Origin of the sequence: Paraburkholderia sp. LEh10 (genome assembly GCF_017814945.1) — a bacterium.
In the GTDB taxonomy this organism is placed as follows: Bacteria; Pseudomonadota; Gammaproteobacteria; order Burkholderiales; family Burkholderiaceae; genus Paraburkholderia.
Map to the genome: position 1 here is coordinate 1 of NZ_JAGIPX010000124.1, position 10931 is coordinate 10931.

General features: G+C 61.2%; 12 protein-coding genes and 1 pseudogene. 8 read left to right on the top strand and 5 right to left on the bottom strand.

The genetic code is table 11. The features are described from left to right. Positions 1-162: 162 nt before the first annotated feature. From J8I87_RS42140 to J8I87_RS45440, 4 genes and pseudogenes are all read right to left on the bottom strand, one after another. Positions 163-381, bottom strand: coding sequence for a hypothetical protein (locus tag J8I87_RS42140; RefSeq protein WP_209938473.1), 219 nt, complete (start codon positions 379-381; stop codon positions 163-165). 180 nt (positions 382-561) lie between these two features. After that, positions 562-1017 carry a TIGR01841 family phasin gene (gene phaP / locus J8I87_RS42145; protein WP_209938475.1) on the bottom strand — a complete coding sequence of 152 codons (456 nt, stop codon included), beginning with the start codon at positions 1015-1017 and terminating at the stop codon, positions 562-564. 788 nt (positions 1018-1805) lie between these two features. Further along, positions 1806-2459 (bottom strand): annotated as a pseudogene (locus J8I87_RS42150) (DUF2242 domain-containing protein); the annotation flags it as partial. A 467-nt stretch (positions 2460-2926) separates the two neighbouring features. Further along, complete coding sequence (locus J8I87_RS45440) at positions 2927-3214, bottom strand: hypothetical protein (RefSeq protein WP_245254574.1); 288 nt, start codon at positions 3212-3214, stop codon at positions 2927-2929. Between the two features lie 371 nt (positions 3215-3585). Here J8I87_RS45440 and J8I87_RS42155 point away from each other — a divergent pair, with 371 nt between their 5' ends. The 4 genes from J8I87_RS42155 to J8I87_RS42170 all read left to right on the top strand — a co-directional run bounded on the left by J8I87_RS42155 (position 3586) and on the right by J8I87_RS42170 (position 5519). Further along, entirely contained in the window at positions 3586-3783 is a 198-nt protein-coding gene (locus tag J8I87_RS42155; RefSeq protein ID WP_209938478.1) for a hypothetical protein, read from the top strand. Positions 3784-4012: 229 nt separating this feature from the next. Then, complete coding sequence (gene phaP, locus J8I87_RS42160) at positions 4013-4537, top strand: TIGR01841 family phasin (protein WP_245254575.1); 525 nt, start codon at positions 4013-4015, stop codon at positions 4535-4537. A 271-nt stretch (positions 4538-4808) separates the two neighbouring features. Continuing rightward, entirely contained in the window at positions 4809-5180 is a 372-nt protein-coding gene (locus J8I87_RS42165; protein WP_209938479.1) for a hypothetical protein, read from the top strand. Positions 5181-5183: 3 nt separating this feature from the next. Further along, positions 5184-5519, top strand: coding sequence for a hypothetical protein (locus J8I87_RS42170; RefSeq protein WP_209938481.1), 336 nt, complete (start codon positions 5184-5186; stop codon positions 5517-5519). 41 nt (positions 5520-5560) lie between these two features. Here the strand turns inward: J8I87_RS42170 and J8I87_RS42175 are convergent, their stop codons facing one another. Continuing rightward, positions 5561-7342: a Rieske (2Fe-2S) protein gene (locus tag J8I87_RS42175; protein WP_209938482.1), complete on the bottom strand. Its 1782-nt coding sequence runs from the start codon at positions 7340-7342 to the stop codon at positions 5561-5563. Positions 7343-7708: 366 nt separating this feature from the next. Between J8I87_RS42175 and J8I87_RS42180 the strand changes: the two genes are divergently transcribed. The 4 genes from J8I87_RS42180 (at position 7709) to J8I87_RS42195 (ending at position 10895) form a co-directional block, all read left to right on the top strand. Beyond that, positions 7709-8824, top strand: a complete 1116-nt coding sequence (locus J8I87_RS42180; RefSeq protein ID WP_209938483.1) for a transglutaminase domain-containing protein — start codon at positions 7709-7711, stop codon at positions 8822-8824. A 247-nt stretch (positions 8825-9071) separates the two neighbouring features. Further along, positions 9072-9566, top strand: a complete 495-nt coding sequence (locus J8I87_RS42185) for a hypothetical protein (RefSeq protein ID WP_209938484.1) — start codon at positions 9072-9074, stop codon at positions 9564-9566. A 418-nt stretch (positions 9567-9984) separates the two neighbouring features. After that, on the top strand, positions 9985-10287 hold the full coding sequence (locus tag J8I87_RS42190) for a transposase (RefSeq protein ID WP_209938485.1): 303 nt from the start codon (positions 9985-9987) through the stop codon (positions 10285-10287). Continuing rightward, a complete protein-coding gene (locus tag J8I87_RS42195; RefSeq protein ID WP_209938486.1) occupies positions 10284-10895 on the top strand; it encodes an IS3 family transposase in 612 nt (203 codons plus the stop codon). The genes J8I87_RS42190 and J8I87_RS42195 overlap by 4 nt, the downstream gene beginning before the upstream one ends. The last annotated feature ends 36 nt before the right edge of the window (positions 10896-10931 follow it).

Consider the following 10931-nt stretch of genomic DNA (forward strand, 5'->3'; position numbering starts at 1 on the left):
TGTTTCATGCGCTTATTGTGCCTGGCAGGCTTCGGGTTGAACAGCATGATATGGGCGAGTTTTGAACACTTTCCCTAGCGTTTCGTCTTTGTGCGACAACAAAAAACGGCATAGCCGGCCTTGGGATCTGTCATCCCGCGTGCACTGGCTCGTTCCCGGCTGTCAGCTGTCGTTCGCGGGCGGGAATACCTGCCATTTGCCATCATCGTGCCGGAAGAAAAAGAGAGAAACAGAGCCCTCCGGCCGGTATTTCTCAACGTGTACGTAACGCCGTTGGCCGTGGCCCGTGCGACTGAACCGGGCAATCCGAATCGGCGTCGCACAAGTTGGTGCCAACCATTTTTCAATCGCGAATCGCAACGACGTCTCTGCTGATTTCATTTGTCACTCCTCCGGTTGCCTCGGGCCGTCGTATCGACGTGCCCGGTCGTAGACGCCCTCGCGTAGCTTCGGCGATGGGCGCGGTGGCTCCCGCATGACTGCATGATGGATTCGGACCTTAACTCAGGACCAGACGCCGCGCGACGGGCGCGCGACGCGCACCATTGACGACAAACGTTATTAAGCTTGCGAGGTTGTCTTAGGGGACTCGACTGGCGACTTGGGGAATGCCCATGCTGCTTCAGCGGTTCCGCTTTCTGCAGGCACGTCTTGCGCAACGCTGTCAACGAAAGCCTGTGCGTCGTGGCGATACTGCCTGAACTGAGCTTGAGCGAACGTCAGGAGTTCTGCTTGAGTTTCGGCGACGACCTTGCATGCGGGAGACCAGTACACGGGTGCCATTTTCAAAGCGGTTTGTGCCAGGTTCACGTGTTGGGCGAATAGCGTGTGTGGCTGCTGTGTTGAAAGAAACTCGGCTAGGCGCTCCTGACTCTCTCCGAGAGTCGATTTGACCGTGTGCACATTCAGTTCGACAAGCTTTTCGATACCGTCAAATGTTTTGCTCAGGACACCAAACGTCGTGTCAAAAGCCGATTTTTGTACGGCGCGAATGTATTCCGGGCGAAGACTGCTCATCACGAACTCCAAAAAGGGTGAGGTGACCAACCGGGGGCAGTCTGGTCAACCCGTCACGGACCACATGGTGAAATGGGCTGTGCTGCAACGCAACAATATCGATTGTATGGAAGGACGAGTGGATGTCAACCGGTTGTTTACGCTCAACGCGGCGTGGTACCCGAAACTTGAGCGGAGCCCCTGAAAATACGTAGTTTCGTCGCCACGCCAGGGGAAGACCGGATTGCTTTTGATGCTTGACCCCGCGCGTTCAACGCGTCGAAGGCGCTATGTGCGCTGCGGCAAAAAACGGGGAGGGTATGTACGGCGGAGGGAAACGACCTGTCGACCAGTACGACCGGCTAGCCTCGGAAGAACTGGCGGGACGCTACATGCATGTGCACCGGAACACAGGGACAAACTGGCCTAACTTTTGGAGCGACAACGAGGCCTCACCGCAGCCGACCATGCGCATCAACAGTGACGCGCAATTTGTCCCGATAAGCTGCAAAGGCGCGTAATTCTTGCTTTTTTCGCCGCGAGTTCTCGTTCGCGAGCGTCCAAGGGCGCAGATGGCGAGGTGGGCCGACAGGTACAAGACATCGGCAATCACGGCCAACGCATGGCGCCGCGTCTTGAATCCGTTTGTGTTTGCCGGGTGCCTGCAAGGACGCCGGCGCGCTTCACGGGCGCAGGGACCATCGCGAGCGGGCTGTTCGTCTCTTCCACGTCGGATACAAGGCGCGAAAGCGAGGCGAGGGGACGGAACCGGCTGGAAAGCACGATACTGGCGCCGCTTACTTCGCGTCCGTCGCCTTCGCATCACTACTGTCGTCTGTCTGGGCTGGCCTGGTCTGCGGCACGGCGTCGTTCATCGATGGCAGCGTTTCCTTCGGCGCCGCAGCGGTGTCGAACGCGGCGGGCTGCGGGGAGTCGGTCTTCAGATAATGCTCGATGAGCGCGAAGAAACGTTGATAGAAAACGCCGGCAGGGATCGTCTCGCTTGCCACCTTCACCATCGAGTCATCGCTGGAGCCAATCGGCAACGACAGCGATCCAAACACGCTCAGTCCGACGCTTGCGGACGTGTTGCTCTTCTTTAGCGCGTAGCGGTCCTGTACAGCGTTGACGTACGCGGTACTGACGTTGCTTTTTGGATCGTCGGCTGTGCAGACCACATGTATTTCGATCACCGAATGCGAATCGCTGGTGGGTTGGAAATTTTTCGAGCCATCGACGGAATCGGGCCGCGACGAACTCGCGATATACCCCTGGCTGAGCAAAGCACGGCGGGCAGCCTCGCAGGCGGGCTCCGCCTTGGCGGCGAATCTGTGCATATAGGGGCTATCGCTTGCATCAAATTGTTCTTGCTGATAAAGCGGCTTTGGTGTCGAACAGGCAGACAGAGCGCTGGCAAGCGCAAGCATGAATGCCGCGGAGGAAAGGCGGAACTGGGTATGCATGGCTGAGATAGAGTGGATCGGCTTGAGCGCAAAAGCGGCCCTGATCCCGGAAGGTCAGGACATCCAATGCCATTGCGCGGCATGAGAGGGACACATCATGCGGCCAATCCGAAATTGAACGGACCGCGCCATTATAGTTTTTCTTCCCTACATTAGCCTTCGACGTCGTCGCGAGCGAAAGTCGTCCGTCATCTCTGAGGCAAATGTGCAACAGACGTACGACGCGGTCGACAGCCCGGGCAAAAGGTGACGGGCGCGGCTGTGCCAGTCGGACGCGGTGGCGCATTCGGTGATTGTTGGCAGCGTGTCGGATTCAGGCGCGTACTGGTCAACGAGCTGCCATTCATGCCCCGCATCGCGATAACAGCAGGAACGGCGGTTCTTTTCGTTGTGTTCAATGCAGCGTGAGCGCGGTCAAAGTCATATGGAGTCCGAAGTTGTTGAAGAGTGAGTGAACGGACCTATCGCTAACGTGTAAGGCTGGGGCGTGCGACGGTTGACGCCGTGTGCGCCGCGAGAATGCGGCGGATAGTCGCCAACGATTGCTCGGCCACCGGGCTCGGACTCTGCCTGCGAGGCGTATGGAAGCTGGGCGTTCTGACGCCAAGATGTCTGCAGACAGAGGAGAGGTAAGGCTTGCCTGACCCGGGACATCGACCGACAGCGGCAGCAATCGCCGCGTCACCGACATGTCGACGCAGCCATTCGAGCGTTTGTCGGTCCTTTTCGTTATAGACCCTGACCAGATGCTCCATCGTTGCCTCCCGTATGTCTGTATGCAAATACAGTACTGTAAATTTATACAGGTTTTGGGCAGGTTGCAAGTGATCGCGATGAGTGCCGATTCGGCGCAATAAAGGGCGGTAACTACTGGACCATTTCATCCCGCATTCGCATTTTCATTAGACAAATAAAGCTCTATCAACGATGTAATTCTCATACGTTATTTTCATCCGGTACCCGCCCCATTTCCGATTTAACATTTGGGTCCGGCTTTGAAGGCTACCGAATTCGCAAGGCCGGACAGAAATACTGGAACAAGAGTCGAATGCCAAACGGTCGGGCGGCATCAGCGGCAACGATGCGTCCGGCAACGTTTAATCCAGATAAGGCCGGAGACAAATCCATGCTGAGCCCTCACGAATTCGCCACCCTGATGCTCGTGAAGTCCGCCCCCGAACAGATTGACCTGAACCGGGAAGAACTCGACACCCTACTGGAATGCCAACTGATCGCGCTGGAACAACTGGCGTCCGGCGTCCGGCGCCCCCGCCTTACCCGCATTGGCGATTCAGTCCTTCGCGCTATCACCGGAAAAAACTGAACGGCGCGCAGCGCGAACTTGTTCAGAACTGCATTGTTGCAACGCAGACTCGACGCGTATGAAGACGGGTTTTCGCCGACGTCGATCCTGCAAGCAGGCTGCAAAACTACCAGACATGCGCGCGCCGATCGCGCGCATGACAGATCGACTCACGCGATCCCGACGTGCCCCGGCCCCCGCCTGAATGGTGCGGTACCTGCACGGGGATCGTGCACACGGGAGTTTCATCATGCTGAACCAGGACCAGTTTGCTGCAACCCAGAAGGCCAACCTTGATCTGTTTTTCGGCCTGAGCAGCGAGGCAGTCGGGGGCGTCGAGAAGCTGGCTGCACTGAACATGCGGGCGTTCAGGGCAACGCTTTCAGACACGTTCGATCTGGCGCAAAAGGCGTTGTCGGTGAAGGAGCCGCAGGACTGGCTCGCGCTGCAAAACAGCGCCGCCGCACTGATCGCGGAAAGGGGGCAGGGCTACAACCGTCAGGTATTCGACATTGCGACAGCCACACAAGCCGAATTCGCAAGGATTGGACAGACGCAAGGAGAAGCCTATGGTCGCCGGCTGCAGACAGTGGCTGAGGACGCCGCCCAAAACGCGCCGACCGGTTCTGAGGCCGCCATGGCCGCGCTGAATTCCGCAATCGCGGCCGCCACGACGCTGTACGAAACCCTGCAGGGTGCTGGGCAGCAGGCGGTCGAAGTGGCACGGAGCAACTTCGACATGGCCGCGGCAGCCTCGAAGAGCACACGCAATTGACCCGGAACTGCCAACAGCAAAGCGTTAGTGCAGCGAGCCTGGGCCGCATCCGGATCGCACTCGTGCTCCGCTTTGCCCAGGGCGTGTCGCCCGTCAGTATCCTCAATTCTGCTATCGTCGACCTGCATATCCCGCCAGACGTCCTATACTATAAGAGAGCCGCGCGGTAGCCGGCCCCCTGAAGCGGAAGAGAAGTCGTTCATTGGGGCGCGGTAGCGGGGCCACGGAAACGCCTGCGTAGATAGCGCGGGCGTTTTCTTTGAGGGCCCGAATGCTATTTCGCAATACGGGCATCTTCGTCGGCGCGGGTATCAACCAGGCGTGTGATCCGCGCGCAAGATCACGGGTTTGCTACTCGTCACGCCGTGGGAGCCGCAAGAGCACATCGCGGCTCTCCACTGTCGCGGCGGCCACTCGCGTGAAAGGCCTGCGGCCGATACGAGTGACGTATGTTCGTCGCTGTCCTGGTGACGAAGAGCGACTGCATCATTTCGCGTGGGTCGGCAATGCGCTCTCCAATGTATCGGCCGGTCCGGGACGACTGATGGTCGTGAAGGCGGCAGAACATGACGACTGGTTAGGTCATGTCGGCGAAACCCGGTGGCGGGGCGCAATCAGCTTCCTGCTCACGCAACCCTATTGAAATATGAAACCCAGCACCTTCCCGCGGAAACGCTTGTACGTCCTCGACGGGAAGAACCGGCCGGTCGAAGTGTTCGATTTCAGCGAGTGGTCACGCTGGATGTCGGAGAACGACCTGACCTTTCGCCGCACATTGATGGAGGAGTCCGGTACGACAGTGACGACCCGCTTCCGCGGTGCGTCCGAAACGGGTACTGAAGAGGCCCTGCTGTTCGTGACCCGTATCGCCGGAACGCAGGACGGAAACAACGAGAGCTATGGAGCACGTACGCTCGATGAGGCGCTGGAGCAGCATGAGCGCATCGTACAGAAGATCCTCCGGATGCTGGCCGGGCGGTGATGGCCGGCCGCGACAGCAGCGCTTCCTGTCCTTGAACGGAATCAGGACGCTCCATCTCCCTGATGTATTTCGCCGCCTCGCATCAGACGCCGCGCGATGTCGGCCGTCTGCAACGGGCCGCGTTCAGTCGGCGAATGGGCGGCGAGATAGCGGACTACCGCAATGAGAATATGCCGGCCCTCGCCAGTATTGCCCCACACAGCAAATTGCCGGACGCCCGCCTCCAGCATCTGATAGGCATGGAACCCCGCGTCTTCGCGCAACACCGCAAGCGCGAGCGTCGCGATCAGCGCGTCTGGCGGATGGCCAAGCGTGAGATGGCGCGCTACCAGCCTTGCCGCAAGATCGACCTGTCGCTGTCGGTCGAAGGCGTCGAGCAACGCGGTACGGATCGTCTGCTCATCGGCAGGGAGGTCGTCGAACTGATCGTTGCCTTCGCCCGGGATGCGCGCCGGTGGCACGTTCAGATAACGCGCAAGATAGAGCGCCATGGCCCCGTGCATGATCGCGCGCCCCGCCGCGACGTGGCCGTCGATGCCCGCGCTCCCGATCCGCCTGAGCATCTGGTGGACAGCGTTGGCATGGGTGAAAACGTGGTGCGCCGTCTCCCAGTCGGCGTGCTCGTTGGCATTGCCGAACCGGGCGACGCGCAGCGCCGCGCCATAAGCGAGTGATTGCCCGAGGTCAGCGGGAGCGGCGCCATCACGGATCGCCGCCTTCAGCGCATCGATGATCTTCGCTGGATCGTCTCCGAGCAATTCCCGCGCGAGCGCCGCGTGCTTCGACCAGACTTGCGAACTGCGTCCGCCAGCGAAAAGCTGCGCCATCTGGCTGGCTGATTCGTCACACAGCGCGACAAGATCAACCGGCTGGCGCCAGGCGGTCGATTCTTCGGCGCCGCGAGCATTCACCATCTGGGCGACGAGAGTAGGCAGCAAAACGGACGCGTGCTCCCAGCCGACCAGGTCGAGGCACTCAAACGCCTTGTTGATGAAGTCGAGCGAATGGCCGGTGTCGGCGAATGCGCGCTCGGTGCCGGCAGAAAGCAGGGCATCGGCGAGCACAGCGGGTGAGAGACCAGCGGCAATCGCCGTCAGCAGAGTGCGCTCAGCCGCCTCGCGGTGGCGCACGTTTGTCCAAAGGCGGAGCCAATGCTGGAGCACAGCGGGCTCCGGCCGGCTGCCAAGCGGTGCACGTTCCCGCCGCGGCGCCTCGCCCTCGCAGTCCGCCGCCACGCGGCGCGCGCCGTGGAACAGGGCGAGATAGGTGTCGTCCTCTGGCAGCACGGGCAACAGATTGGCGAGCGCCGTGAGTATCGTGAGGCCGACGCCCCAGCCATCACGGTTCTGCGCTCCGAATAGCGCCACCTGCCGTACGATGTCGGTCGAGGGTACGCCGGCGGCGAGCTCACCATGCACGCCCTTGGCGATGACGAGGCCGAGGTTGTGTGCGAGACCGTCCGCAAGCCGCTGATACCAATGTGCGGCGGGATCGGAATGTCCAGACCTGGTCGCCACCCAGACGTCGCCATTGCGCACCTCGACCGCGCAGCTCGGCACATCGTCTGCCCAGAGGTCGAATGTGCAGCCGCTCTGTAGATCGAAGCGGGCGTGGTGCCAATGACAGGTCAGGATGCCATCCTCGACAGTGCCTCGCTCGAGCGGGAAGCCCATGTGTGGGCAACGATTGTCGAGTGCGAAGACGCGCCCACGGTCGTAGATGACAAGGATTGGACCATCGCCACCTTGCACGACGAGCCGCTCCTTCGCGCTTAGCTCTTCAAGGCTTCCCACGCGCATGAATTCGTGATTCGGTGCGCCCATGCGTATAGCTCCCACATTCGTCCCGGACGTCGCAGGGACATCGCAAGCACTGCCGGTCCCTGTCAACAGAAGCATACGCGCTACGAAAGGCGCGGCGCACCTTTCAGGACCAAAACAGTGTGCGGGCAATCCCAACTGGTTTCGCATTTCTGCTGGGTGCCGAGCGTCACAGAGCGCGTGCGGCAGCCCGCCCCGCAAAGACAATTTCGCGGTTAATCAATGACGTACTGCGATACGACGAATTGGCACGCACCATGCAATGTTGGTTTCAAGCCAGCGTTGCCTTGCGCCGAATGGCGTCGAACGGCACGGAAGGCTTCGAAACACCGGGCACATGGGCGCCCGGTGCGGCTTCCGGGAGTTCACATGCCGCTCGCTCGACTGCTCCTCTGCTATCTCCAGTGCTCGTTTGCGGTCGGGGTGCTTTTGCCCGCCGTCGCGGGCGCCGCGAATTTGCCGGCCGCATTGCACCGCGATGCATCGATCCCGCGTGACGCGGAACCTGGTGATCCCGCCACGCCTCGCGCGCTGAAAGCCGGTATCGAGCGCCTGCGCACCGGGACGTGGTGGGAAGCCAACCGCAAGATCCGCCCGGAACTCGCGCAGGTCGGCGACCTGATGTTCGTCCTGCCGCTTGCCGATAGCAAGCTCGAACCATCGTCGGATGCAATCGGCCGCGTGCAGCGCCTACGCGATGCACTGCGTACGCACCTGACGCGCGGACCCGCCGGTTGGAGCCGCCTCGTTGCACAGGTGCGGGCAGAGCGCGTGAAGGCCGGCGATGCGGCCGCCGCGCTGCTCGCCGACGCGCTCGTCAACGAGGTCCGCTACCGCGACGGAACCGACGGCAGCTACTACGCGCCGGTACGGTTCTTCGCCGAGAGCGGCGTGTGCAAGGACTTCGCCGTCGCCAAATACCTGTTGCTGCGCGACGCGGGTTTTGACATCGCGCGGCTGCGTCTCGTGTCGCTCGCGCCGCGCTACAACAACACGCCGGACGACTGGCACGTCATCCTCGTCGTGCAGATCGACGGCGCGAGCGAACCGCTCGCACTCGATTCACCGAGCGCGCCGACCGCGAAGCGTGCCGGCGATACGACCAACGAAGCATCGGCTTCGAGCGGTCCGTCCGCGCTGCTCGGCGCGATCCTCGCCGGACGCGAGCCCGCCGACGCGGTGTTGCGCGCGCCTGCAGGACCGCTTGCGACGCCGCTCAGCCGGTCGGGCCAGGCGCGGCGGCCGCTTGCGACAGTGTTCAACGAGCAGGGTAGCCGGTCGTTCGAGCGGACCGCGCCGGGCGCGCTTCGGCGGGCGTCGGCGGCCAGGCGAAACGCGAACGTCATGTATGTCGATGAAATGGGCGAGCCGTGGAAAGTCGATGGCTCGGGGACGTTTCCGAAGTGGCGCGTTGCCGTCGATCAGGCCGACGCGCTGGCGAAGCCGCGTCCCGCGGCGCGGCCGCTACGCGTGGCCGCACGCTGACTTGCGCATGCATGTCGGGCGCCCGACGCGGCCGCGACGAAACAGCACTTTCGCGTGATCGCTTATACATCGCGCGCAGGCGCTTGATAGTGCAGTTGCCCGTGCGGACAAATAGCCCGAATATATAAAGCCTGCAACGGCTCAAAATAATAAATGAAATTGGCTGCTTCATAATGAGTTCGCGTTCGATGAGCTGGACTTTCTGCGCCTTGCAAATAATCGGCACGCCTGGACGGATGAACGCCTGGTGCAGGCCATCGAATATACGCAGACCAGGTTGACGCAGGGCAAGGTAACCATCAGCCCCAAGGGCTATATTTTCAAGTCGCTCGAAGGGAACTACCGTATTGGTGCCGCCGAAAAGAAGATGCTTAACGCGGAATCACAGCGACGAGAGGCTGCGAAAGCCCAGGCCGAAATTGCGGCCGCCAAAGTCCGTTCAGAGGCTGAGGCCGGCAAGGAGTTCTATGAGGCGGCGGACGCCCATATCCGAAAAGAACTACTGCACACGTTTGTGACGGGTCTGCTCCACCAGCGGCAAATGGCCAGGGTTGGCGTCTCGCGTGAGTCACTCACTATGGAGAACATCCTCACGGCAAACCGGCAGCTCGATGAGACTTTCTGCACCCACGTGTATTCGCGCATGAAGAAGGTAATCGACCTGCGCCCGACGCAAGCGAGACAGCGGCCGACCACCGGTTATGCCTTTCCCTTGCAGGCCTCTTCATGCATCTGCCTCTGACCAGCATTCACTGTCGTCGCGATAATCCGAGCGCCACCATGCATCGCGGGGAGCCGCCGCGGGTGCTCACCTCGCAGTTGCGCGTCTGGCGACTCGTGCTTCCCGCCGCCGTCGCGCGATGAGCGTCAGCCCGCACCTCATCGTCATAGCGTCGCTGGGGACCGGGCTTCGTCCTTGAAGGCAGAGGTTCGCGGCACTGCACACGGATAGCGTGCTTGCGGTGATACCGGTCACCTGAACAAACTCGTCCAGTATCTCGCACTTCTCGCTCCGGTCAGAACAGCGGTACCGCTCACCGACTGCCTCAGTCAATTCCCATCGTGTTGTCATGCTGAGCCGCCTCGTCATAAGTCATCCCTGAACTGGTCCCCGAAAAATGGACGCCATAAGGTTGATAATCAGCCTTGTGGAGAAAGCGATGAAATCAGTACCGAGACGGAAGTACACGGAAGAGTTTCGCGCAGCGGCGGTCGAGCAGGTGATTGTGGGCCGGCGAGGATTGCGGGAGGTTGCGCGAAGTCTGGAGATGTCGGATAAGACGCTGGCAAACTGGGTTGGCGATGCGCGTAAGGGGCAGGCCCCAGTCAAGCGTGAGCAAAGGTCGCCGGTAACGGATCTGGAGGCTGAGAACGCACGCCTGAAGCAGGAGAATGCACGGCTGCGAATGGAGAAAGAAATACTGAAAAAAGCAGCGGCGTACTTCGCGAAGGAGTCGCTGTGAGGTACGCCTGGATCGAGCGGCACAAAAACGCTTACCCGGTCGGATTGATGTGCGAGTCGCTGGGCGTGTCGAAGACCGGCTGGTACGCCGCACGCAAGCGCGCGCCGTCGCAACGGGCCGTGGAAAACGCGCGTCTTGTTACACGGATGCAGTCGCTGCAGCAGCGCCATCGCGGCCGCTACGGTCGCCGGCGCATGCATCGGGCACTGCGGGATGAAGTCGGCCGCATCAACGAGAAGCGTGTTGGCCGTCTGATGCGTCAACACGGTTTGCAAAGCCGGTTGCGTCGACGCTTCCGGGTTGTGACCACTGACTCCCGGCACGCGTATCCGGTCGCGCCCAACGTGCTGGCTCGCGACTTCGAGGCGAGCGCGCCCGACCGCAAGTGGCTGGTCGACCTGACCTACGTGGCGACCGACGAAGGCTGGCTGTATCTCGCCCTGGTACTTGACCTGTTCAGTCGCAAATTCGTCGGCTGGGCGATGAGCGAGCGCATCGATGAAGACTTGGCACTGCAGGCGCTGGTCATGGCGCTGGAGTGGCGGCGCCCCACGGGCGAGCTCATGCTGTCAACGTCGACCGTAATTTCCCCAGAAGTGTCGAAGTAAAAATCCCCACCCAATATGCACGGTGATCAGCCGGTT

Excerpts from the sequence above, each read along its gene's own strand:
- J8I87_RS42140 (WP_209938473.1), bottom strand. The coding sequence starts at position 381 with ATGAAATCAGCAGAGACGTCGTTGCGATTCGCGATTGAAAAATGGTTG.
- J8I87_RS42190 (WP_209938485.1), top strand. The coding sequence starts at position 9,985 with ATGAAATCAGTACCGAGACGGAAGTACACGGAAGAGTTTCGCGCAGCG.
- J8I87_RS42155 (WP_209938478.1), top strand. The coding sequence starts at position 3,586 with ATGCTGAGCCCTCACGAATTCGCCACCCTGATGCTCGTGAAGTCCGCC.
- J8I87_RS45440 (WP_245254574.1), bottom strand. The coding sequence starts at position 3,214 with ATGGAGCATCTGGTCAGGGTCTATAACGAAAAGGACCGACAAACGCTC.
- phaP (WP_209938475.1), bottom strand. The coding sequence starts at position 1,017 with ATGAGCAGTCTTCGCCCGGAATACATTCGCGCCGTACAAAAATCGGCT.
- J8I87_RS42165 (WP_209938479.1), top strand. The coding sequence starts at position 4,809 with ATGCTATTTCGCAATACGGGCATCTTCGTCGGCGCGGGTATCAACCAG.
- phaP (WP_245254575.1), top strand. The coding sequence starts at position 4,013 with ATGCTGAACCAGGACCAGTTTGCTGCAACCCAGAAGGCCAACCTTGAT.
- J8I87_RS42170 (WP_209938481.1), top strand. The coding sequence starts at position 5,184 with ATGAAACCCAGCACCTTCCCGCGGAAACGCTTGTACGTCCTCGACGGG.
- J8I87_RS42180 (WP_209938483.1), top strand. The coding sequence starts at position 7,709 with ATGCCGCTCGCTCGACTGCTCCTCTGCTATCTCCAGTGCTCGTTTGCG.
- J8I87_RS42175 (WP_209938482.1), bottom strand. The coding sequence starts at position 7,342 with ATGGGCGCACCGAATCACGAATTCATGCGCGTGGGAAGCCTTGAAGAG.